Raw genomic sequence first — 21,742 nt, 5'->3', positions numbered from 1 at the left:
TTCTCGTGACCGCCAGGGCGCTGGTCGTCGGGGCGCCCTCGTCGGGGTCGGGCAAGACGACCGTCGCCACCGGGCTCATGGCCGCGCTGCGCCGGCGCGGCACGGCGGTGGCGCCGTTCAAGGTCGGCCCCGACTACATCGACCCCGGCTACCACGCGCTCGCCACCGGTCGGCCCGGCCGCAACCTCGACCCCGTCCTCGCCGGGTCCGACCGCATCCTGCCCCTGGCCCGCCACGGCAGCGCGGGCGCGGAGATCGCGGTGGTCGAGGGCGTCATGGGGCTGTTCGACGGCCGGCTGCGCGACGGGGCCGGGTCCACCGCGCAGGTCGCGGGCCTGCTCGGGGCGCCCGTGGTGCTCGTCGTCGACGTGCGGGGGCAGTCGCGGAGCCTGGCCGCGCTGCTGCACGGGTTCCGGACCTTCGACCCGGCCGTGCGGGTGGCCGGCGTGGTGCTCAACCGCGTCGGCAGCCCGCGCCACGAGGACGTCCTGCGGGCCGCGGCCGACGAGGTGGGGCTGCCCGTGCTCGGCGCGCTGCCCCGGCGCGACGCGCTGGAGGTGCCCTCGCGCCACCTCGGGCTGGTCACGGCCGCGGAGCACGGGGCCGCCGCGCTCGCCGCCGTCGACGCGATGGCGGAGCTGGTGGCCGCGCACGTCGACCTCGACGCGGTGGTCGCGCTGGCCGCGCCGCTGCCCTCGGGGCCGGCGTGGGACGCGGGGCAGGAGGTCGGCGAGGTGACCCCCGGGCGTCCGGTGGTCGGCGTGTTCGGCGGCCCGGCCTTCACGTTCGGCTACGCCGAGCACGCCGAGCTGCTGGCCGCGGCGGGGGCCGAGGTCGTCGTCGTCGACCCGCTGCGCGACCCGGGTCTGCCGCCCGGCACCGCCGCGCTCGTCGTCCCCGGCGGGTTCCCCGAGGAGCACGCCGACGTCCTCAGCGCGAACGCCCCGCTGCGCGCCGCGGTCCGGGAGCTCGCGGCGTCGGGCGCGCCGGTGCACGCCGAGTGCGCCGGGCTGCTCTACCTGTGCGAGTCCCTCGACGGCCTGCCGATGTGCGGGGTGCTGCCCGCGCAGGCCGCGATGACACCGCGGCTGACCCTGGGCTACCGCGACGCCGTGGCGCTCGGCGACTCCGCCCTGTTCGCCGCGGGGGAGCGCGTCACCGGCCACGAGTTCCACCGCTGCGCCGCCACGCCCCGCGCCGGTTCGGCCCCCGCGTGGGCCTGGCGCGACGCCGCTCCGGAGGGGTTCGTGGCGGGCGGGGTGCACGCGTCGTTCCTGCACACCCACCCGGCGGGGCACCCGCGCGCCGTCGCGCGTCTCGTCTCCCGGAGCGCCCCTCCAGGAGCTACTGTGGAGTAGGTCACTCACCGAGGAGGCGACGTGGTGGATCGGTTGTCTCCGCTGGACGCGTCCTTCCTGTTCATGGAGGACGTCACCACCCACATGCACGTGGGTGGGCTGATGACCTTCGAGCCCGGCACCGACGTCGACCTGCAGGGCTTCGTCCGCCTGATCGGCGAGCGCCTGGCCGCGGTACCGCGCTACCGGCAGAAGATCCGCGAGGTGCCCGCGCGCCTGGGACTGCCGGTGTGGGTCGACGACCCCGACTTCGACCTCGAGTACCACGTCCGCCGCTCCGCGCTGCCCGCTCCGGGCACCGACGCGCAGCTGCGCGAGCTGGTCGGGCGCCTGCAGGGCCGCCCGCTCGACCGCGACCGCCCGCTCTGGGAGATCTACCTCGTCGAGGGCCTGGAGGACGGCGGGTTCGCGATCATCACCAAGACCCACCACGCGATGGTCGACGGCCTGTCCTCGATCGACATCGGCTCCGTCCTGCTCGACCTCACGCCCGACCCGCGCCCGTCCGAGCCCGACGGGTGGGCGCCTGCGCGCGAGCCGTCGTCGGTGTCGCTGGCCGTCGACGCCGTGCTCGACCAGCTCCGCCGCCCGCAGCACGCGCTGGGCACCGCCCGCCGGGCCGTGGCCGACGTGCAGACCGCGGCGGGGGCCGTCGCGCAGACGGCGGGTGCGGTGCTCGCCGCCGTGTCCACCACGAAGGCCGCGCGCACCCACCCGCTCAACGCCGCGATCGGCCGCCAGCGCCGCTACGGCACGTCGGCGGGGGAGCTCGACGACTACAAGGCCGTCCGCAAGGTCCACGGCGGCACCGTCAACGACGTGGTGCTGACGGTCGTCGCGGGCGGGCTGCGGCGCTGGCTCGCCACCCGCGGCGAGGACGTCCGCCCCGGCGGAGTGGTCCGCGCGATGGTGCCGGTCAGCGTCCGGCCCCCGGGGGCGCAGCTGGGCAACCAGATCTCGGCGCTCTTCGTGGACCTGCCGGTGGGCGAGGCCGACCCCGTCGCCCGGCTGGAGCGGATCACCGCGGCGATGCTCGCCCACAAGCGCAGCGGGCAGGCCGTGGCCGCGGGCGCGCTGGTCAACCTGGTCGGGCTCACCCCGCCGACGCTGCACAGCCTGGGCGCGCGGCTGTCGAACTCGATGTCGGCGCGCGTGTTCAACGTGATCGTCACCAACGTGCCCGGCCCGCAGTTCCCGCTCTACGCGATGGGCGCGCGGATGCGCGACATGTACCCGGTCGTGCCGCTGGCCAAGGGCCAGACGGTCTCCATCGGCATCACCTCCTACGACGGCGGCGTCTTCTACGGGCTCAACGCCGACCGCGACGCCATGCCCGACGTCGACGTGCTCGCCGCGTCGATGGGGGAGGCGCTCCAGGAGCTGAAGGAGACGCTGTGACGCGGACGGGACCCGTGCTCGGTGCGGGCGGCATCCTCGGTTCCGCGTCGACGGTGGGGGAGGCGGTGCCGGCCTCGTGCTCGATCCCGGGCTGGTTCACGCCCCAGGTGATCGGCGGGCGGCGCTACGTCGACGGCGGGGTGGCGTCGAGCACGTCGCCGGGCCTGCTGGCCCGGCCCGGTGCACCCGAGCTCGACGAGGTCGACGTGCTCGCGCCGATGGCCAGCCACGCACGACCGCCGTCGTCGCGGACGTCGGCGGTGGCGCCGGCCCTGCCGGAGACGGGCACGACGGCGGCCTGACGCGCGGTGCGCCGCACCCCGAGCAGTCCGATCATCCGCGCGGTGGGCGACACTAGCGCGGTGAAGCAGGGAAGCGTGACCTTCGTCGGAGCCGGGCCCGGGGCGGCCGATCTCATCACGCTGCGCGGTGCGCGGCGCATCGCCGAGGCCGACGTGGTCGTCTGGGCGGCGTCGCTGGTGATGGAGGAGTGCGTCACCGAGCACGCGCGGGCCGACGCCGAGCTCGTCGACTCCTCCCAGATCGCGCACGACGACGTCCTCGCGCTCTACCGCCGCGCCGCCGCCGAGGGGCTCGCGGTCGCGCGCGTGCACTCGGGCGACCCGTCGCTGTGGGGCGCGGTGCAGGAGCAGTACGACGCGGCCGTCGAGATGGGGCTGTCGGTCGAGATCGTGCCCGGGGTGTCGGCCTTCGGCGCGGCGGCCGCGGCGGCGGGGCGGGAGCTGACGATCCCCGAGGTCGCGCAGTCGGTCGTGCTGTGCCGGCTCGAGGGCGGCAAGACGCCAATGCCCGAGCGGGAGAAGCTGCGCGAGTTCGCCCGCCACGGCACCACGATGGCGATCTTCCTGTCGGCGGCGCGGACGTCGCAGATGGTCGAGGAGCTGCACGAGGGCGGCTACCCCGACGACACCCCGGTCGTCGTCGCCTACCGCACCACCTGGCCCGACGAGCTGACGATCCGCTGCCGCCTCGACGAAGTCGTGGGCGTGTGCAAGGAGCGCAAGCTCTGGCGCCAGACGCTGTTCCTGGTGGGCGCGGCGCTCGGCGCGAAGGGCACCCGCAGCCACCTCTACCACGCGGGCCACTTCCACACCTTCCGCAAGCCCGACGCCGAGGCCCGGCGCGCGCTGCGGGCCGCCCGCGCCACCACCCCGTGACGGAGCCCCGCCACCTCGCACACCCGCTGCGCACCTCGCACACCGCCGACGGTGTGCGAGGTCGGCACCCGCTGTGCGAGGTCGGGTCGTGCTGACCGTCGTCGGCGTCGACGGCTCCCCGCTGCATCCCGACGCCACGGCGGCGCTCGCCCACGCCGAGGTCGTCGCCGGGGCCGCGCGCTACCTGCACCTCGCGCCCGCCGGCGCCGAGCGGGTCGCGATGGGGCCGGTCGACGCCGCCCTCGACGCGCTCGACGGCCGCCGCGGCGTCGTCCTCGCCAGCGGCGACCCCGGGTTCTTCGGCATCGTCCGGCTGCTGCGCGCCCGCGGGCACGAGCCGGTCGTGCTGCCGGCGCGCTCGTCGGTGCAGCGGGCGTTCGCGCGGATCGGGCGGCCCTGGGACGACGTCGCCGTGGTCAGCGCGCACGGCCGCGCGCTCGGGCCCGCCGTCAACGTCTGCCGCGCCCGCGCCGCGACCGCCGTGCTCACCGCCCCCGGCGCCGGGCCCGCGGAGATCGGGGCGGCGCTGCAGGGGTGGGAGCGCACGCTCGTCGTCGCCGAGGACCTGGACGGCCCCGACGAGCGGGTCACCACCGTGACCCCGCACGAGGCCGCCGGCCGTGTCTGGCGCGACCCGAACGTCGTGCTCTGTCTGCGTGACCCCGATGCCGTGCCCGGCACCGCCTGGATCGCCGGCGGTCCGCCGCGCCCGGGCGGCTGGGCGCTGCCCGACGACGCCTTCGCCCACCGCGCGGGCATGGTCACCAAGTCCGAGGTCCGCGCGCTCGCGCTGGCCCGCCTCGCCCCCGCGCCGGGCGCGCTCGTCTGGGACGTCGGCGCGGGCTCCGGCTCGGTCGGCGTCGAGTGCGCGCGGCTCGGTGCGGCCGTCGTGGCCGTCGAGCACCGCCCCGACGACGCCGCCCGCGTCCGCGAGAACGCCGCCGCGCACGGCGTCGACGTGCGGGTGGTCGAGGGGCAGGCCCCGGCCGCGCTGGCCGGGCTGCCGCAGCCCGACGCCGTGTTCGTCGGCGGGGGAGGCCCGGACGTCGTCGCGGCCGCGGCGGCCACCGGGGCCGCGCGCGTCGTCGTCGCCCTCGCCGCGCTCGACCGCCTCGCCCCGACCCGCGACGCCCTGCACGCCTACCGCGTCGAGGGCGTCCAGCTCGCGGCGTCGCGGCTGGCCGACCTGCCCGGCGGCAGCGTCCGCCTCGCCGCCACCAACCCGATCCTGCTGCTCTGGGGAGAACTGTGAACCGACCGACAACGGGGATCGCGCTGTTCGCCGTCACCGACGCCGGCCGCCGCGCCGCCGCCGAGCTGGCGCCCGCCCTCGGCGCGGAGGTCCGGGCGCTCGACGAGCTCCCGGCGCTGTGGCCCGACCTCGACGCCGCCGTGTTCTGCCTGGCCACCGGCGCCACCGTCCGGCTGATCGCGCCGCTGCTGTCGGACAAGCGGACCGACCCCGGCGTGGTCTGCGTCGACGAGGCCCGCCGCTTCGCCGTCGCGCTCACCGGCGGGCACGAGGGCGGGGCCAACGCCCTCGCGACCCGCGTGGCGGCCCTGCTCGGCGCCGAGCCGGTCATCACGACGGCGTCCGACGCGGCCGGCTCCACCGGCATCGACGAGCTCGCCGCGCTCCTGGAGGCCGAGGTCGACGGCGACGCCGCCGCGGCCGGCACCGCGCTGCTCGACGGAGCCGCCCGCGTCGAGAACCCGCTCGGCCTGCCGCTGCCCCCGCTCCCGCCGCTCCACGGCGAGCCCCGCCACACCATCACGATCAGCGACCGCGCGGCCCCCGGCGCCGCCCCGGCGTGGACGGTCCTGGTGCCCCGGACGCTGGTCGTCGGCATCGGCAGCGCGCGCGGCGTCACCCCCGCCGCCGTCGCGCAGACGCTGCGCCGCGTGGAGGACGAGCTGGGCTTCGACCTGCGCGCCGTCCGGGCCGTCGCGTCGGTCGACCTCAAGGCCGACGAGGCCGGCATCCTCGCCGCGATCGCCCCGCACCCGCTGCACACCTACCCGGCCGAGGTGCTGGCGCGGGTCACGGTGCCCAACCCCAGCGAGGTGGTGCGCGCCGAGGTCGGCACGCCCAGCGTCGCCGAGGCCGCGGCGCTGCACCACGCGGGGCCGGGCGCGGCGCTCGTCGTCGAGAAGGTCAAGGGCGACAACGTGACGGTGGCCGTGGCGCGGGTCCGCGCGCGCGGGCGGCTCGCGATCGTCGGCCTCGGCCCGGGTGCGGCCGACCTGCGCGTCCCGCGCGCCGACGCCGAGCTGCGGCGGGCGTCGGTCGTGGTGGGGCTCGACCAGTACGTCGACCAGGTCCGGCACCTGCTGCGCCCCGGCACCGAGGTCCGCGCCAGCGGCCTGGGCGACGAGGAGCAGCGCGCCGCCGACGCCGTCGCGCTCGCGGGCAAGGGTCTCGCGGTCGCGCTCATCGGGTCGGGCGACGCCGGCATCTACGCCATGGCGAGCCCGGCGCTGGAGGGCGCGGGCGCCGACATCGACGTCGTGGGCGTGCCGGGCGTGACCGCAGCCCTCGCCTCCGCCGCGCTGCTGGGCGCCCCGCTCGGCCACGACCACGTCCTCATCTCGCTGTCGGACCTGCACACCCCGTACCCGGTGATCGAGCAGCGCGTGGCCGCGGCGGCCGCGGCCGACCTCGTCACCTGCTTCTACAACCCGCGCAGCCGCGACCGGCACTGGCAGCTCGGCGCGGCGCTGGAGGTCTTCCGGGCCCACCGCCCGCCCTCGACGCCCGTGGGTGCCGTGCGGCAGGCCGGGCGGCCCGCGCAGCGGGTCTGGACCGCGCCGATCGCGGAGTTCGACCCGGCCGAGGTCGACATGTTCACCACGGTCGTCGTCGGCTCCAGCACGACCCGGATGGTGGCGGGGCGGATGGTGACGCCGCGGGGTTACCGCTGGCGATGAGTGGTATCAGATCGGTATCATCGCACCCATGGCCATGACGCTGCGACTGACCGACGAGGAGTCCGAGGCCCTGCGCGCGCAGGCGGAGCGGGAGGGGCGCTCGATGCAGGAGGTGGCCCGCGCGGCCGTTCGCCAGTACATCGAGATGGACGCCCACCGTGACCGGGTGCGCGCCTCGGCGACGGCCGGGGCCCACCGGTACGCCGACGCCCTGCGTCGCCTCGGCGAATGACGGAGTTCCTGACACTGGACGACCTGCTCGTCATCGCGGAGATCGCCATCGGGGGCGAGGTCGCGGTTCGCGATCACGGCCTTCTGGCGTCGGCTGTTGCGCGCCCGCAGACCACGGTGTTCGGCGAGGACGCGTACCTCGACCTCCCCATGAAGGCTGCGGCCCTCCTGCACTCGCTGGCGGGCAACCACGCGCTGGTCGACGGCAACAGGCGGCTCGCCTGGCTCGCCACCTACACCTTCCTCGACATCAACGGCCTCCGCATGATCACGACCGATGACGAGGTGGTCGAGTTCGTCGTCGCGGTGGCGGCGGGGGAGGTGGTCGAGCTGTCCGAGATCGCGGCCCGGCTCGCGAGCTGGACCTGATCGGCCGCGTTCGATCCTGTCGGACCCCTCACGGTCGACGGCCGGGCCCGCACCCCCGGGTTATGCTCGCCGCGATCCGACTGCGCGGGAACCCGGTGCGACTCCGGGGCGGTCCCGCCACTGTGTCCCTCCGGGGGAGCCAGACCTCGCGCACGTCGCCACCACCACCGCCGCACCGGGCGAGGAACACCCGGGGAGGAGCAGCCGTGCGCACCGTGCACCCCATCGAGACCGAGTCCTACGCGATCCTGCGCACCCGCCTCGACACCGCCGACCTGCCGCCGCTCACCCGCGCCGTCGTCGAGCGGGTCGTGCACACCACCGCCGACCCGTCCTGGGCGGGTGACCTGGTCTGCGACGAGGACGCGCTGCGCGCCGGCCGCGCGGCACTGCTGGCGGGAGCGCCGCTGGTCACCGACGTGCGGATGGTCGCGGTCGGGATCACCGCGCGGCCCTCGGTCGTCGCGCTGGACCTGGCCCCCGTCGCCGAGCCGGGGCTCACGCGCTCGGCCACCGGCATCCGCGCCGCCGCGGCGCAGCACCCCGACGGCGCGGTCTGGGCCATCGGCAACGCCCCCACCGCGCTCGAGGAGCTGCTGCGCACCGGGGTGCGGAGCCCGCTGGTGATCGGGCTGCCCGTCGGGTTCGTCGGGTCGGTCGCGGCCAAGGCGGCGCTGCGGGCGGCCGGGTGGCCCGCGATCTCGAACCGTTCCGAACGAGGTGGTGCCGCCGCGGCGGCCGCCGCCGTCAACGCGCTGCTCTACACGGAGGGATCGTCGTGAACACCCCCCTGATGCTGGCCGGCCACGGCACGGTCGACGCCGCGGGGGTGGCGGAGTTCGTCTCCTTCACCGACCGCCTGCGCCGCCTGCTGGCCGCCGAGGACGTCGACGTCGACGGCGGTTTCATCGAGCTGTCGCAGCCCACCGTGCACGAGGCGTGGGAGCGGCTCACCGGCCGCGGCCACACCCACCGCGCCGCCGTGCCGATGGTGCTGGTCGGCGCCGGGCACGCCAAGGGCGACATCCCCGCGGCGCTGGAGCGCGAGGTGCGCCGCGAACCCGGCACCAGCTACGTCTTCGGCCGCCCGCTCGGCCCGCACCCGGTGCTGCTCGACATCCTCGCCCAGCGGATCGCCGCGGTGGCCGAGCCCGAGGGCACGGCCGTGCTGCTGGTCGGGCGCGGCGCGACCGACCCCGACGCGAACGCCGAGGTCTGCAAGGTGGCCCGGCTGCTGCAGGAGGGGCGCGGCTACGAGTTCGTCGAGACCGCGTTCGTGTCGCTGGCGAAGCCCGACGTCGTCACCGGGCTCGCGCGCTGCCGGGCGCTGGGCGCGCGCCGGGTCGTCGTCGCCCCGTACTTCCTGTTCGACGGGGTGCTGCCGCGGCGGGTCGTCGCGCAGGCGGAGGGCTTCGGCGCCGAGCACGACGATGTCGACGTCCGCGTCGCCGGCTACCTGGGCGACTGCGACGAGCTCGCCGGCCTGGTCGTCGAGCGCTACCGCGAGGCCCTGCACGGCGACATCCGGATGAACTGCGACACCTGTGCCTACCGCGTGCTGCTGCCCGGGTTCGAGGACAAGCTCGGCGCGCCGCAGACCCCGCACCACCACCCGGACGACCCGGCCGACGGATCGGGACACGGCCACGGGCACGGCCACGCCCACGGGCACGCCGGGTGATCACCGTGGACCCCTACCTGGTCGGCCTGGACCTCGCCGGTCGCCGCGTCGTCGTCGTCGGCGCGGGCACGGTGGCGCAGCGCCGAATCACCGGGCTGCTCGCCGCGGGGGCCGACGTGCTCGTCGTCGCGCCCGCGGCGACCCCGGCCGTGGAGGGTATGGCGACCGCACGCGAGCTGACGTGGGAGGCGCGGCCGTACGCGCCCGGCGACCTCGACGGCGCCTGGTACGTCGTGTCCTGCACCGACTCCGCCGAGGTCAACGCGGCCGTCGCCGCCGAGGCCGAGACGGCGCGCACGTTCTGCGTCCGCGCCGACGACGCCGAGGGCGGCAGCGCCGTCACCCCCGCGGTCGGGCAGCACGACGGGCTCACCGTCGGCGTGCTGGCCGGGCGCCGCCCGCGCCGCTCGGCCGCTGTGCGGACCGCGCTCATCGAGGCGCTGCAGACCGGGCTCGTCGACGACACCGCCGACCCCGTGACGCCGGGCGTCGCGCTCGTCGGAGGGGGCCCCGGCGACCCGGAGCTGATCACCGTGCGCGGGCGGCGGCTGCTCGCGCGCGCCGACGTCGTCGTGACCGACCGGCTCGGTCCGCGCGACCTGCTCGACTCGCTCGCCCCGCACGTCGAGGTCGTCGACGCGTCGAAGATCCCCTACGGGCGCGCGATGAACCAGGCCACGATCAACGACCTGCTCATCGAGCACGCGCGCGCCGGCCGGTTCGTCGTGCGGCTCAAGGGGGGTGACCCCTACGTCTTCGGCCGCGGCTTCGAGGAGGCGCTCGCGTGCGCGGAGGCGGGCGTGCCCGTCACCGTCGTGCCCGGCGTGACCAGCGCGTTCGCCGCGCCGGCCGTCGCGGACGTGCCGGTGAGCCACCGCGGGGTCGCGCACGAGATCGTCGTCGTCTCCGGGCACGTCGCCCCCGACGACCCCCGCAGCCTCGTCGACTGGCCCGCGCTCGGGCGCCTGCGCGGCACGGTCGTGCTGCTCATGGCCGTCGAGCGGGTGGGGGCGTTCGCCACGGCCCTGATCGACGGCGGTCGGCCCGCCGACACGCCCGTCGCGGTCGTGCAGGACGGCACGATGCGCATCCAGCGCTCGGTCCGCGCCACGCTCGCCACGGTGGCCGACGTCGTGCGCGCGGAGGGAATCAGCCCGCCCGCGGTGGTGGTCGTCGGGCCCGTCGCCGGGCTCGGCGAGGCGATCACGACGGGCAGGATCACGACGGGCAGGCCCGCGACGTGAACGTCTCGCTGCTGCGGATCAGCCGCTCCGGTCCGGTCAGCACGTAGGACTGCTCCCACTCCGTGCACGCCTGGTCGCCGCCCGGTCCGTCGGCGGCGGCCTGGCGGCTGGTGAAGGTCATGACGACCTGCACGTCGCCGTCCTGGCCGGCGCGCACCGAGGTGATCTCGGCGCCGGTGATCTCCCGGGGGCGCTGCTGGTCGAGCCACGCCTGCAGCCCGTTCTGCACGACCCGCGAGTCGGGGCTGAACAGGGCGAACGTGTCGGCGTAGCGCTCGTCGTCGATCGAGCTCACGTAGGCGTCCATCGTCGCGAGGGCGGCGGGGACCTCGGCGCCGGTGACCCCCGCGGCGAGGGCGACGGCCGTGTCCGGCGCGGCGGTGGTCGTCCCTGTCGTCGTGGGCGGCGCCGTCTGCGGTGTGGAGGCGGTCGTCGTCGTCACGGGGGTGCCGCCGCCGAACCCGCGGCCCAGGAGCACGCCGCCGACGGCCAGCGCGGCGACCACCAGCACCGCGACCAGGCCGAGCAGCAGGCGGCGGCGCGCGGGCCGGCGGGGGTTCGGGCCGGTGGGCGGCGGACCGGTGGGGCCGCCGGGACGCGGCCAGGCGGGCGGCTGGGGCCGCGACGCGGCGGCGTACTGCGGCGGGTACTGCCGAGGGTGCGGCAGCCGCGGCGCGGGGTGGGGGAAGGAGGCCGTGGGCGGCGGGGGCTCCAGGGCGAGGCTGGTCGGGGCCGCCGACTCCTGCGCCGCCGTCGCCGCCCCTTCGACGACCGCCCGCGTGACGGGCTGCCCGGTGGCGCGCTGCGCGTGCTGCAGGGCCGCGACGGCGTCGGCCGCCGAGGCGAACCGCTCCTCGGGCGCCTTCGCCATCAGCCGCTCCACGACCCGGCACAGCGCGTCCGGGACGCCGCGGGGCCGCAGGTCCGGCACCGGGTCGCGGACGATCCGGGCGAGCATCACCAGCAGGTCCTCCGGGGTGTCCCGGCCGAACGCGGACGAGCCCGTCAGCAGTGTGAACAGGGCCGCGCCGAACCCGTAGAGGTCGGTGCGGACGGTGCTGGTGCCCTCCGCGAGGCGCTCCGGCGCGGCGTAGGCCGGGCTGACGCGGACGCCGCCGGTGGTCTCGGCGATGCCGGGGAGGCGGGCGATGCCGAAGTCGCCGAGCTTGGGCTCGCCGTAGCGGGAGACGAGGACGTTCGCGGGCTTGAGGTCCAGGTGCAGGATGCCGCGTCGGTGCGCGGTCTCCAGGGCTCCGCCGAGCAGCACGCCGGCGTCGAGCACCTCGGGCCAGGGCAGCGGTGCGCGCTCGACCCGCTCGGCGAGCGACCCGCCCGACATGAGGTCCATGACGATGTAGGGCTGGCCGTGGGCGGTGGTGCCGCCGCGGTGCACGGTGACGATGTGCGGGTGCCCCGACAGCGCGCCCATCGCCTGGCACTCGCGGGCGAACGCGCGGCGCACGGACTCGTCGTCGAGGCGCTCGCGCAGGATCTTGACGGCGACGTCCCGGCCGAACTCCGCCTCCCGCGCCGCGAACACGGTGCCGAACCCGCCGCGGCCCAGCACGCGCGCGCCGGTGAGGCCGGGGATCCCGAGGTCGGGACGGTCGGGCTCCACGGGCGGAGTCTAGAACCGCCCGTGGAGGCCCGACGTCGGTACGACTACGGGTCGCCGACCTACAGCGACAGCAGCCGGTCGAAGAAGCTGCGGTAGCGGCGCAGGGCCAGGCGCAGGTCCTCGGTGGAGGTGTCGTTGGTGTCGAGGCCGTGCTCCAGCCCGCTGCGCTGCTCGCGGAACAGCCGCTCGAGCTCGTCGAGCACCTCGCCGACGAGCGCGTCGGCCTGGCGGACGGCCTGGCGCGGCTCGTCGACGAACGCGCCCTTCACGGCGTCCCAGCGCGCGCCGTACTCCTCCGCGCGCGAGGTCGGGAACAGCCGCTCCCGGCCGCTGGCGTCGTCGCCCATGGAGGCGCTGCCGGCGGTGGCGCCGGTGGCCGCGCCGACGGCGCCCGTGCCCACGCCGCCCTGCCCGGTGCCCGCCTGGCCGGTGCCCACCCGGTCGGCGTCGTGGCGGCCGGGGTCGGCCGAACCGCGGTCGTCGCGGTCGTCGGTGCGGCGGTCGTCGGTGCGGCGGTCGTCGGTCCGCTGGTGGGAGGCCACCGCCGCACCCGCGACGCCGGCCGCCGCGGCGGCTCCGGCCCCCGCGGCCACGGCACCGGCACCCGGGCCGCGCCCGTGCTCGTCACCACGCCCGTGGTCGTCAGTGCGCCCGTGGTCGTCAGCGCGGCCGTGCTCGTCGCCGCGGCCGTGCTCGTCGTGGTCCGCGGCCGTCGCGCCGTGCCCGTCCGGGTCGGTGCCCATCGGGGCCGTCGGGGCGGCCTGGGCCTGCGGCGCGCCGAACCGGTCGCCGGGCACCGCGGATCCCTCCGGGGCGAGCCCGCCCTGGCGGCCCGCGGTCTGGTGACCGGCGCCCTGCGCCGCGGTCTGCGCCATCCCGCCCTGCGGCGGAGCGGCCTGCGGCACGCCGCCCTGGGGGACGGGGCCCTGGGGGACGGGGGCGCCGGCGTGCGGCGCTCCGCCCTGGGGCATCCCGCCGCCCTGGGACATCCCGCCGCCCTGGGACATCCCACCCTGAGGCATGCCGCCCTGGTTCATCCCTCCCTGGGCTCCCGGCGCCCCGGGGATCGGGGTGCCCGCGCTGGGTCCGTACCCGGGCGGCGGGGCCTGGCCGGCCGTCGCACCGGGGGCCTGGCCCGCGGGGACCGGTCGGGTCAGGTCCTCGGAACCGTCGGGCGCGCGCTCACCGGCGCCGCGGTTGTCGGGGTCGTCGGGGTGCCGGTCACCGTGGCGCACGTCGTCGTCGTCGTTGCGGCCCAGCAGGTCGTCGATGACCCCGCGGACCCCGCCGCGGGGTCGCTCGGCGTGGCGGTCGTCGTGGCGGTCGGGAGTGGTCATCGCGTCTGCTCCTCGGTGCTGTGGTGGCGGCCGTTCTGCGTGGCGTCGCTCTGCGTGGCGTCGCTCTGCGAGGCGTCCTGTCGCACGTCGTGTCCGAGCAGGGCCTCCACCAGCGACCGGTAGGACGTGACGGCGTGGCGCTGCTGCTCGGTGTCGACGGCGCCGTGCTCGGTGGCGTCGCGGACGGCGCGGGCCTCGCGGTAGTGCGCGACGACCTGCGGGTGCTCGACGGAGATGTCCTCGGCGCGGCGCTCGAAGTCGTCCACCGGGTAGCCGCGGGTGCGCATGATCTCCACGACGAGGCCGTCGGCGCGGCGCAGCGACTGCACCGGGTCGTCGACGAAGCCGCGCTGGATCTCCGCCCACGAGGCGCCGAAGCGGTCGCGCTCCTCGTGGCTCAGGTCGCGGACGTCGAGGGAGCGGTGGCGCTTCTCGCGCTCCACCAGGCGGGACTCGGCCTCGCGGGGGTCCCCCGTCTCGGCGAGGGTGCGGTCGTACTCCGGTCCGTAGCGCTCCTGCAGGCGCTCGGAGCGGCGGCGGCGGGACAGCAGGACACCGGCGACGCCGAGGGCGATGACGAGCACCACGACGACGACGATCAGGACGATCACGGTGGGTTCCACCGGGCACCTCTCTGTGTGGCGGACGACACACTCCATCGAGTGAACCGTTCCCAGGTGGTTCCCGAACGGCACTTTGCGCCAAACCTCCCGCTGGGTCACTTCTCGTTGACCCCCACCGCCGGGGTGTGGTCAGGTTCCCTGCGACGGCAGTGGAGGAAGTCGGTGCGAGTCCGACGCGGTCCCGCCACTGTCACCGGGGAGCGGGCGCCCAGCCGTCGAGACCACTGCCGTGAGGCGGGAAGGTCGGGCGCTCCGTGCCGATCCGGGAGCCAGGAGACTCGCTGCCGTCGTCGTCACCCCGAGTCGAGGGCGCGGACCCTCGGAGGAGGAGCCACCGATGGCGCCCGTCGTCCTGCTGCTGTCCACCGCCGACACCGAACTGCTCGCCGCCCGCGGGTCGGACGCGGTGTACCGCACCGCCAACCCCGCCCGCGTCGAGCCGGAGGGGCTGCCGGCCCTGCTCGACGGCGTCGACGTCGTCGTCCTGCGCCTGCTCGGCGGCCGCCGGGCCTGGCCCGAGGGCGTCGATGCGCTGGTCGCGACCGGGCGCCCGGTCGTGCTGCTGGGCGGGGAGGCCGCCCCCGACGCCGAGCTGATGGCCGCCTCGACGGTGCCCGCGGGCGTCGCCTCGGAGGCGCTGGCCTACCTGGCCGCCGGCGGCACCGCCAACCTGCGCGAGCTGCACCGCTTCCTCTCCGACACCGTGCTGCTGACCGGTGAGGGGTTCGCGGCGCCCGAGCCGACGCCGGAGTTCGGCGTGCTCGGCGACCGCGCGCAGGATCCGGCCCGGCCGACCGTCGGCGTCGTGTTCTACCGGGCGCACGCGCTGTCGGGGAACACGGCGTTCGTCGAGACGCTGTGCGAGCAGGTCGAGGCCCGCGGCGCCAACGCGCTCCCGGTGTTCTGCGGCTCGCTGCGCCAGGCCGACGACGAGCTGATGGCGCTGCTGTCGGGCGTCGACGCGCTCGTCACGACGGTGCTCGCCGCGGGCGGGACCGTCGCCTCGTCGGCGTCGGCCGGGGGTGAGGAGGACGCGTGGGACCCCGGCGCCCTCGCCGCGCTCGACGTCCCCGTCCTGCAGGGGCTCTCGCTCACGACCTCGCGCGCGGTCTGGGAGGCCTCCGACGCCGCGCTGTCGCCGATGGACGCCGCGATGCAGGTCGCGATCCCCGAGTTCGACGGCCGGCTGATCACCGTGCCGTTCTCGTTCAAGGAGACCGAGCCGGGCGACGACCTGCCGGTCTACCGCGCCGACCCCGAGCGCGCCGCCCGCCTGGCCGGGCTCGCCGTGCGGCACGCCTGCATGCGCCGCACGCCGGTGGCCGAGCGGAAGCTCGCGGTCGTGCTGTCGTCGTACCCGACCAAGCACTCGCGCGTCGGCAACGCGGTGGGGCTCGACACCCCGGCGTCGGCGGTCGTGCTGCTCAACGCCCTGCGCGACGCGGGCTACACCATCGGCGAGTTCCCCCAGGACTCCGACGAGCTGATCCACACGCTGATCGCGGCGGGCGGGCACGACGTCGAGTGGCTCACCGAGGAGCAGCTCGCCGCGGCGCCGTCGCGCGTGCCGCTGGAGGACTACCGCCGCTGGTTCGACGCCCTGCCGGCCGCCCTGACCGACGGGATCCGCGAGCACTGGGGCGAGGCGCCCGGGTCGCTCTACGTCGACGGGTCCGACGTCGTCCTGGCGTCGCTCACGTTCGGCAACGTCGTGCTGATGATCCAGCCGCCGCGCGGGTTCGGGGAGAACCCGATCGCGATCTACCACGACCCGGACCTGCCGCCCTCGCACCACTACCTCGCCGCGTACCGCTGGCTGGAGCACTCCTTCGGCGCGCACGCGGTGGTGCACCTGGGCAAGCACGGCACGCTGGAGTGGCTGCCCGGCAAGGGGCTCGGGCTGTCGGCGGAGTGCGCGCCCGACGCCGTGCTGGGCGAGCTGCCGTTGGTCTACCCGTTCATCGTCAACGACCCGGGGGAGGGGACGCAGGCCAAGCGGCGCGGGCACGCCGTGGTCGTCGACCACCTCGTCCCGCCGATGGCCCGCGCCGACACCTACGGCGAGATGGCGAAGCTGGAGCAGCTGCTCGACGAGTACGCGACGGTCCAGGCGATGGACCCGGCCAAGACGCCCGCCCTGCGCGCGCGGATCTGGGAGGTCGTGCAGGCCGCGCAGCTGCACCACGACCTGCACGTCGACACCGCGCCGGGCGAGGACGACTTCGACGACTTCGTGTTGCACATCGACGGCTACCTGTGCGAGGTGAAGGACGTCCAGATCCGCGACGGGCTGCACGTCCTGGGCGGGGTGCCGGCGGACGAGGCGCAGGTCAACCTGGTGCTGAGCATCCTGCGGGCCACGCAGGTGTGGGGCGGGAAGCGGGCGCTGCCGGGATTGCGGGCGGCGCTGGCGGCGTGGGCGGGGCTGGACGAGCAGGCCCTCCTGGCCGAGCCGGGGGCGCCGGTCGCCCCCTTTGCTCTGGACACCGATACGCACCACCCGGGTGGTGCGTCCGGGTGCTCAGAGCAAAGGGGAGCGCCAGAGGGCACCGCACGGGAGCGGCTGGTCCGGCTCGGGGACGGCCCGTCCCGCACCGGCGCCGACCTCGTCGACGTCCTCGAGTCCGTCGCCCGACAGCTCGTGATCACCCTCCAGGAGCGCGGCTGGTCCGGCGCCGCCGCGGTCGTCACCGAGCTGCTCGGCGAGCCCGTGGCCGACGTCGTCGCCGTGCTGGAGTTCGGCTGCACCGAGGTCGTGCCGCGCCTGGCCCGCACCACCGACGAGATCGGCGGCGTCCTGCACGCCCTCGACGGCGGGCACGTCCCGGCCGGGCCGTCCGGCTCGCCGACGCGCGGGCTGGTCAACGTCCTGCCGACCGGCCGCAACTTCTACTCCGTCGACCCGAAGGCGATCCCGTCGCGCAGCGCGTGGGAGATCGGGTCGATGCTGGCCGACTCGCTGATCGCGCGACACCTGGCCGACACCGGCGAGTACCCGCGCAGCGTCGGCCTCACGGTCTGGGGCACCAGCGCCATGCGCACCCAGGGCGACGACCTCGCCGAGATCCTCGCCCTCATCGGCACCCGCCCGGTCTGGGACGAGGCCTCGCGGCGCGTCACCGGCTTCGAGATCGTGCCGCGCGAGGAGCTGGGGCGGCCGCGCATCGACGTGACCGTCCGCATCTCCGGCTTCTTCCGCGACGCGTTCCCGCACGTCATCACGCTGCTCGACGACGCCTTCGCGGCGGTCGCCGAGGTCGACGAGCCCGACAACTTCCTGCGCGAGCACGTCGAGACCGACGTCGCCGAGCACGGCGACCGCCGCCGCGCCACCGCCCGCATCTTCGGATCCAAGCCCGGCGCCTACGGGGCCGGCCTGCTCCCGCTGATCGACGCCCGCAACTGGCGCAGCGACGCCGACCTCGCCGAGGTCTACGCGGTCTGGGGTGGCTACGCCTACGGCCGCGGCCTCGACGGGCGCGAGGCCCGCGCCGACATGGAGCAGTCCTTCCGCCGCATCTCGGTCGCCGCGAAGAACCAGGACACCCGCGAGCACGACATCGTCGACTCCGACGACTACTTCCAGTACCACGGCGGCATGGTCGCCACGGTCCGCGCGCTCACCGGCCGCACGCCCGCGGCCTACGTCGGCGACTCCGCCGTCACCGACGCCGTGCGCACCCGCACCCTGGCCGAGGAGACCAAGCGGGTGTTCCGGGCGCGCGTGGTCAACCCGAAGTGGATCGCGGCGATGCAGCGCCACGGCTACAAGGGCGCGTTCGAGCTCGCCGCGACCGTCGACTACCTGTTCGGGTACGACGCCACCGCCGGCGTCGTCGACGACTGGATGTACACCCAGCTCGCCGAGAGCTACGTGTTCGACGGGACCAACCGCGCGTTCATGGAGAAGTCGAACCCGTGGGCGCTGCGCGGCATCACCGAGCGGCTGCTGGAGGCGGCCGAGCGCGGGATGTGGGCCAAGCCCGACGACGCCGTGCTCGACCGGCTGCGGCAGACCTACCTCGAGCTCGAGGGCGACCTGGAGGGCCAGGAATGAGCACGCTCGTGGGGGTCGGCGTCGGCCCCGGTGACCCGGACCTCGTCACGGTGAAGGCCGCGAACCTCCTGGCCAAGGCCGACGTCGTGTTCGTACCGGTCGCCGACTCCGGTGAGACCGGCCGCGCCGAGCAGACCGTCCTGTTCTACGCCGAGGCCTGGCGCGTCGAGCGGGTGGTGTTCGCGCTGCACGACCGCGAGCACACGGCCCGCCGCGAGCGGGCCTGGGACGACGCCGCGGCGCAGGTCGCGCGCTGGTTCGCCGAGCACCGCGACCAGTACGGGAACGGCGGAACCGCGGCGTTCGCGACGATCGGCGACCCGTGCGTCTACTCCACCTTCACCTACCTCGCCGCGACCGTCCGCGACCTGGTCGGCGACCTGTCCGTCGAGCTCATCCCCGGTATCACCGCGATGCAGGACCTCGCCGCGCGCAGCGGCACCCCGCTCGTCGAGGGGCGGGAGGCGCTGTCGCTGTTCCCGATGACGGCGGGCGCCGACCGCTTCCGTGAGGCGCTGGACCGCGGCGACTCCGTCGTCGCCTACAAGTTCGGCCGGATGCTGCCCGAGACCCTCGCGGTGCTTCGCGAGACCGGCCGCCTCGACGGCGCGGTGTACGGCTCGGGGCTCGGCCTGCCCGAGGAGGACGTGCGCCCCGCGTCGGAGCTCGACCCGGACGCCCCCGGCCCCTACCTCTCGACGCTCATCGTGCCTCCCGCGCGCACCGGCCGCGGAGGAGCCCTGTGAGCGACCTGCTCGCCGCCACCCTCGCCGCCATCACCCCGCCGTCGGCCGCCGCCCGGGCCGCCGCGGCCGACCGGCTCGACCGGATGACCAAGCCGCCCGGCTCGCTCGGGCGGATCGAGGACCTCGCCGTCAGCCTCGCCGGCATCGCCGGCACCTGCCCGCCCCCGCTGCCCGACCCGGCCGTGGTCGTGGTGTGCGCGGGCGACCACGGCGTCCACGCGCAGGGCGTCACGCCGTGGCCGCAGGAGGTCACCGGGCAGATGGTCGCCAACTTCGCCGGCGGCGGGGCCGTGGTCAACGCGTTCGCCCGGGCCGCGGACGTGCAGGTCACCGTGCTCGACGTGGGCGTCGCCGCACCGCTGCCCGCACTCGACGGCGTCCTCGACCGCCGCGTGGCCGACGGCACCGCCGACCTCGCGGTGGGCCCGGCGCTGACCCGCGAGCAGGTCGTCGCCGCGGTCGAGGCGGGGATCGCCGCGGTGCCCGAGCGCGGGTGCGTCCTCACCGGCGACATGGGCATCGCCAACACCACCGCCGCCGCGCTGCTGATCTGTGCGTTCACCGGGGCGGACCCCGACCGGGCGACGGGCCGCGGCACCGGCATCGACGACGCCACGCTCGCCCGCAAGACCGGCGTCGTCCGCGACGCGCTGGCGCTGCACCGGCCCGACCCGTCCGACCCGCTCGGCGTCCTCGCCGCGTTCGGCGGCCTGGAGCACGCGGCCATCGCCGGGCTCGTGCTGGGCGCTGCGGCCCGGCGGATCCCGGTGCTGCTCGACGGCGTCAGCGCGGGCGCCGCGGCGCTCGTGGCGGCCGCTCTCGCGCCGGAGGCGGTGGCGTACTGCGTCGCCGGGCACCGCTCGGCCGAGCCCGGGCACCGCCTCGCGCTCGGCCACCTCGGCCTCGACCCCCTGCTCGACCTGGGCCTGCGCCTGGGGGAGGGCACGGGCGCGGTCCTGGCCCTGCCGCTGCTGCGGGCGGCGGTGCGGGCGCTGCACGACGTCGCCACGTTCGGCGACGCGGGCGTGACCGACGCCGTGATGATCGACACTGAACGGGCGTGATCAGCCCTCGAACGCCTCGAGCAGCGCGGAGACGCTGATCGGGCCGCGGTAGGGCTCCCCGCGCACGAACAGCTGCGGGGTGCCGAGCACCCCGGAGCGCACACCGCTGTTGAAGTCGGCCTCCACCCGGTCCTCCACGGCCCGGGTGGCCGGCCACAACACCGACGCCGGCTCGACGCCGATCGTCTCGGCGTAGCCACGCAGGTCGGCCTGGGTGAGCGCGGGCTCGTCGCCGGCGTAGAGCAGCCCGTGCATCGGCCAGAACTGGCCGGCGAGTCCCGCGGCCTCGGCAGCGACCGCGGCCGACAGCGCGTAGGGGTGCAGCTCGGCGAGCGGGAAGTGCCGGAACGCGAAGACGAGGCGGTCGCCCAGGCGGTGCCGGACCTCCTCGATGACGGGCGCGGCGGCCCGGCAGTACGGGCACTCGAAGTCGCCGTACTCGACGAGGTCCACCTCCGCACCGAGCATGCCCTGCAGGTGGTCGTAGGGCCCGATGGGCGGGTCGAGCGTGGGAATGGTCGCCTCGCAGTGATCGACGGGCCGCGGATGGCATGATCGTAGTGGTGGCGGTGACGACCCTGACCGAGCGCGGTGAGCTCAGCCGCGCCGCGCGCTCCTTCCTGGCCACCGAGTCGGGGTCGGCGGTGCTGCTGCTCGTCGCCGCCGTCGCCGCCCTGCTGTGGGCCAACCTCGTCGGGGGGTACGAGGACTTCTGGCACACCCCGCTCTCGTTCACCGTCGGCGGCGCCGACCTCACGCTCGACCTGCGCCACTGGGTCAACGACGGCCTCATGGTGCTGTTCTTCTTCTCCGTCGGCCTGGAGATCTCCCGGGAGATGGTGCTGGGTGAGCTGCGCGGGATCCGCGCGCTGGCCGCGCCCACGATCGCCGCGATCGGCGGGCTCGTCGTCCCCGCGGGCATCTTCCTGCTGCTCAACGCGGACGGGCCGGGCGCCGGGGCGTGGGGCATCGCGATCTCCACCGACACCGCGGTGGTCATCGGCGTGCTGGCGCTGGTCGGGCCCCGCTGCCCCGACCAGCTGCGGGTCTTCCTGCTTGCGCTGGCCATCGTCGACGACATCGGCGCGGTCGCGGCCATCGCGATCTTCTACACCGACGACGTCGACGTGGTCGCGCTCCTGCTGGCCGGCGCCCTGTTCCTCGCGCTGCTCGCCCTGCGGTTCGCGCGGATCTGGCGCACGCCGCTCTACGTCGTCATCGGCGTGCTGATGTGGTGGGCGACGCTGCGCTCGGGCGTGCACCCCAGCGTCGTCGGGGTGGCGATGGGCCTGCTGGTCAACGCCTACGCGCCGCGTCCCGAGGACATCCAGCGGGTGCAGACGGCGGGCCGCAGCTTCCTGGTCGACCCGACCGCGCAGCGGGCGATGGCCGCGCAGGCCGCCGTCACCGAGGCGGTGTCGCCCAACGAGCGCCTGCAGATGCGCGTGCAGCCGTGGACGGGCTACGTCATCGTCCCGCTGTTCGTGCTGGCCAACGCGGGGGTCCTGCTGAGCGGGGAGACGATCGCCGCGGCGCTGACCTCGACGATCACCCTGGGCATCATCGCCGGGCTCACGGTCGGCAAGCTCATCGGCGTCACCGCGGGCACCTGGGTGGCGCTGCGCACCGGCATCGGGCGCGTCCCGGACACGCTGCGCTGGGGCCAGCTGATCGGCGGCGCCGGGCTCGCCGGCATCGGGTTCACCGTGGCCCTGTTCGTCACCGACCTCGCCCTGGACGACGAGGCGCTGGTCAACCAGGCCAAGATCGGCATCCTGGCCGGCTCGATCCTCGCGGGCCTGATCGGCTGGACGATCTTCCGCGTCGCGGGCGAGCGGGGCGGGCAGTGCGCCCCCAGTGGCCTGCCCGTGCTGCCGCCGCGGCCGTGGCGGCCGCCGGACTGAGATCCC

Annotated in this window: 19 protein-coding genes and 2 riboswitches; of the genes, 15 read left to right on the top strand and 4 right to left on the bottom strand. The window is 76.0% G+C overall.

Going from position 1 to position 21,742, the window contains the following annotated elements; genetic code table 11:
* The first annotated feature begins 5 nt into the window (after window positions 1-5).
* The 11 genes from I4I82_RS04235 (at window position 6) to cobA (ending at window position 10,387) form a co-directional block, all read left to right on the top strand.
* Window positions 6-1,358 (top strand): cobyrinic acid a,c-diamide synthase CobB, encoded by a 1,353-nt coding sequence (locus tag I4I82_RS04235; RefSeq protein ID WP_218595238.1) that lies wholly within the window; start codon window positions 6-8, stop codon window positions 1,356-1,358.
* 21 nt (window positions 1,359-1,379) lie between these two features.
* Window positions 1,380-2,756: a WS/DGAT/MGAT family O-acyltransferase gene (locus I4I82_RS04230; RefSeq protein WP_218593866.1), complete on the top strand. Its 1,377-nt coding sequence runs from the start codon at window positions 1,380-1,382 to the stop codon at window positions 2,754-2,756.
* Window positions 2,753-3,058 carry a patatin-like phospholipase family protein gene (locus tag I4I82_RS04225; RefSeq protein ID WP_218593867.1) on the top strand — a complete coding sequence of 102 codons (306 nt, stop codon included), beginning with the start codon at window positions 2,753-2,755 and terminating at the stop codon, window positions 3,056-3,058. The genes I4I82_RS04230 and I4I82_RS04225 overlap by 4 nt, the downstream gene beginning before the upstream one ends.
* A gap of 75 nt (window positions 3,059-3,133) precedes the next feature.
* Window positions 3,134-3,934, top strand: coding sequence for a precorrin-4 C(11)-methyltransferase (gene cobM / locus I4I82_RS04220; RefSeq protein WP_226369875.1), 801 nt, complete (start codon window positions 3,134-3,136; stop codon window positions 3,932-3,934).
* An 88-nt stretch (window positions 3,935-4,022) separates the two neighbouring features.
* A complete protein-coding gene (cbiE, locus tag I4I82_RS04215) occupies window positions 4,023-5,186 on the top strand; it encodes a precorrin-6y C5,15-methyltransferase (decarboxylating) subunit CbiE (protein ID WP_226369874.1) in 1,164 nt (387 codons plus the stop codon).
* Window positions 5,183-6,862 (top strand): precorrin-3B C(17)-methyltransferase, encoded by a 1,680-nt coding sequence (cobJ, locus tag I4I82_RS04210; protein WP_226369873.1) that lies wholly within the window; start codon window positions 5,183-5,185, stop codon window positions 6,860-6,862. Before cbiE ends, cobJ begins: the two co-directional genes overlap by 4 nt.
* Before the next feature lie 28 nt (window positions 6,863-6,890).
* The gene (locus tag I4I82_RS04205; protein ID WP_218593732.1) at window positions 6,891-7,094 is read left to right on the top strand and encodes a ribbon-helix-helix protein, CopG family; all 204 of its coding nucleotides are present in this window, start codon (window positions 6,891-6,893) and stop codon (window positions 7,092-7,094) included.
* A complete protein-coding gene (locus I4I82_RS04200; RefSeq protein ID WP_218593733.1) occupies window positions 7,091-7,462 on the top strand; it encodes a type II toxin-antitoxin system death-on-curing family toxin in 372 nt (123 codons plus the stop codon). The genes I4I82_RS04205 and I4I82_RS04200 overlap by 4 nt, the downstream gene beginning before the upstream one ends.
* An 86-nt stretch (window positions 7,463-7,548) precedes the next feature.
* Window positions 7,549-7,608, top strand: a riboswitch (cobalamin riboswitch).
* A 60-nt stretch (window positions 7,609-7,668) separates the two neighbouring features.
* Window positions 7,669-8,244, top strand: coding sequence for a precorrin-8X methylmutase (locus tag I4I82_RS04195; RefSeq protein ID WP_226369872.1), 576 nt, complete (start codon window positions 7,669-7,671; stop codon window positions 8,242-8,244).
* Entirely contained in the window at window positions 8,241-9,143 is a 903-nt protein-coding gene (locus tag I4I82_RS04190) for a sirohydrochlorin chelatase (RefSeq protein ID WP_218593735.1), read from the top strand. The genes I4I82_RS04195 and I4I82_RS04190 overlap by 4 nt, the downstream gene beginning before the upstream one ends.
* Entirely contained in the window at window positions 9,143-10,387 is a 1,245-nt protein-coding gene (gene cobA / locus I4I82_RS04185) for a uroporphyrinogen-III C-methyltransferase (protein ID WP_218593739.1), read from the top strand. The genes I4I82_RS04190 and cobA overlap by 1 nt, the downstream gene beginning before the upstream one ends.
* Here cobA and I4I82_RS04180 read toward each other — a convergent pair.
* From I4I82_RS04180 to I4I82_RS04170, 3 genes are read right to left on the bottom strand one after another with little or no spacing between them, the layout of a single operon-like run.
* Window positions 10,362-12,005: a serine/threonine-protein kinase gene (locus tag I4I82_RS04180; RefSeq protein WP_218595236.1), complete on the bottom strand. Its 1,644-nt coding sequence runs from the start codon at window positions 12,003-12,005 to the stop codon at window positions 10,362-10,364. The two genes, cobA and I4I82_RS04180, sit on opposite strands and share 26 nt — an antisense overlap.
* A 59-nt stretch (window positions 12,006-12,064) precedes the next feature.
* Window positions 12,065-13,342, bottom strand: coding sequence for a hypothetical protein (locus I4I82_RS04175; RefSeq protein ID WP_218595235.1), 1,278 nt, complete (start codon window positions 13,340-13,342; stop codon window positions 12,065-12,067).
* Complete coding sequence (locus I4I82_RS04170; RefSeq protein WP_218592903.1) at window positions 13,339-13,965, bottom strand: hypothetical protein; 627 nt, start codon at window positions 13,963-13,965, stop codon at window positions 13,339-13,341. The genes I4I82_RS04175 and I4I82_RS04170 overlap by 4 nt, the downstream gene beginning before the upstream one ends.
* Window positions 13,966-14,092: 127 nt before the next feature.
* A riboswitch (cobalamin riboswitch) is annotated at window positions 14,093-14,265 on the top strand.
* 37 nt (window positions 14,266-14,302) lie between these two features.
* Between I4I82_RS04170 and cobN the strand changes: the two genes are divergently transcribed.
* The 3 genes from cobN to cobT are packed head-to-tail and all read left to right on the top strand — an operon-like array spanning window position 14,303 to window position 19,832.
* On the top strand, window positions 14,303-18,022 hold the full coding sequence (gene cobN / locus I4I82_RS04165) for a cobaltochelatase subunit CobN (protein ID WP_218592902.1): 3,720 nt from the start codon (window positions 14,303-14,305) through the stop codon (window positions 18,020-18,022).
* Window positions 18,019-18,768 (top strand): precorrin-2 C(20)-methyltransferase, encoded by a 750-nt coding sequence (cobI, locus tag I4I82_RS04160; protein WP_218592901.1) that lies wholly within the window; start codon window positions 18,019-18,021, stop codon window positions 18,766-18,768. Before cobN ends, cobI begins: the two co-directional genes overlap by 4 nt.
* Window positions 18,765-19,832 (top strand): nicotinate-nucleotide--dimethylbenzimidazole phosphoribosyltransferase, encoded by a 1,068-nt coding sequence (gene cobT / locus I4I82_RS04155; RefSeq protein ID WP_218592900.1) that lies wholly within the window; start codon window positions 18,765-18,767, stop codon window positions 19,830-19,832. The genes cobI and cobT overlap by 4 nt, the downstream gene beginning before the upstream one ends.
* Here cobT and I4I82_RS04150 read toward each other — a convergent pair whose 3' ends face one another.
* Window positions 19,833-20,327 (bottom strand): DsbA family protein, encoded by a 495-nt coding sequence (locus I4I82_RS04150; protein ID WP_226370415.1) that lies wholly within the window; start codon window positions 20,325-20,327, stop codon window positions 19,833-19,835.
* 68 nt (window positions 20,328-20,395) lie between these two features.
* Here I4I82_RS04150 and nhaA point away from each other — a divergent pair, with 68 nt between their 5' ends.
* On the top strand, window positions 20,396-21,736 hold the full coding sequence (nhaA, locus tag I4I82_RS04145; RefSeq protein WP_218592898.1) for a Na+/H+ antiporter NhaA: 1,341 nt from the start codon (window positions 20,396-20,398) through the stop codon (window positions 21,734-21,736).
* The last annotated feature ends 6 nt before the right edge of the window (window positions 21,737-21,742 follow it).

The sequence above is a fragment of the Pseudonocardia oceani genome (assembly GCF_019263585.2).
Lineage (GTDB): Bacteria > Actinomycetota > Actinomycetes > Mycobacteriales > Pseudonocardiaceae > Pseudonocardia > Pseudonocardia oceani.
Note: the sequence above shows the minus strand (reverse complement) of the source record. Positions and strands in the feature narration are given on the sequence as shown.

Excerpts from the sequence above, each read along its gene's own strand:
- I4I82_RS04205 (WP_218593732.1), top strand. The coding sequence starts at position 6,891 with ATGGCCATGACGCTGCGACTGACCGACGAGGAGTCCGAGGCCCTGCGC.
- I4I82_RS04200 (WP_218593733.1), top strand. The coding sequence starts at position 7,091 with ATGACGGAGTTCCTGACACTGGACGACCTGCTCGTCATCGCGGAGATC.
- I4I82_RS04175 (WP_218595235.1), bottom strand. The coding sequence starts at position 13,342 with ATGACCACTCCCGACCGCCACGACGACCGCCACGCCGAGCGACCCCGC.
- cobN (WP_218592902.1), top strand. The coding sequence starts at position 14,303 with ATGGCGCCCGTCGTCCTGCTGCTGTCCACCGCCGACACCGAACTGCTC.
- cobI (WP_218592901.1), top strand. The coding sequence starts at position 18,019 with ATGAGCACGCTCGTGGGGGTCGGCGTCGGCCCCGGTGACCCGGACCTC.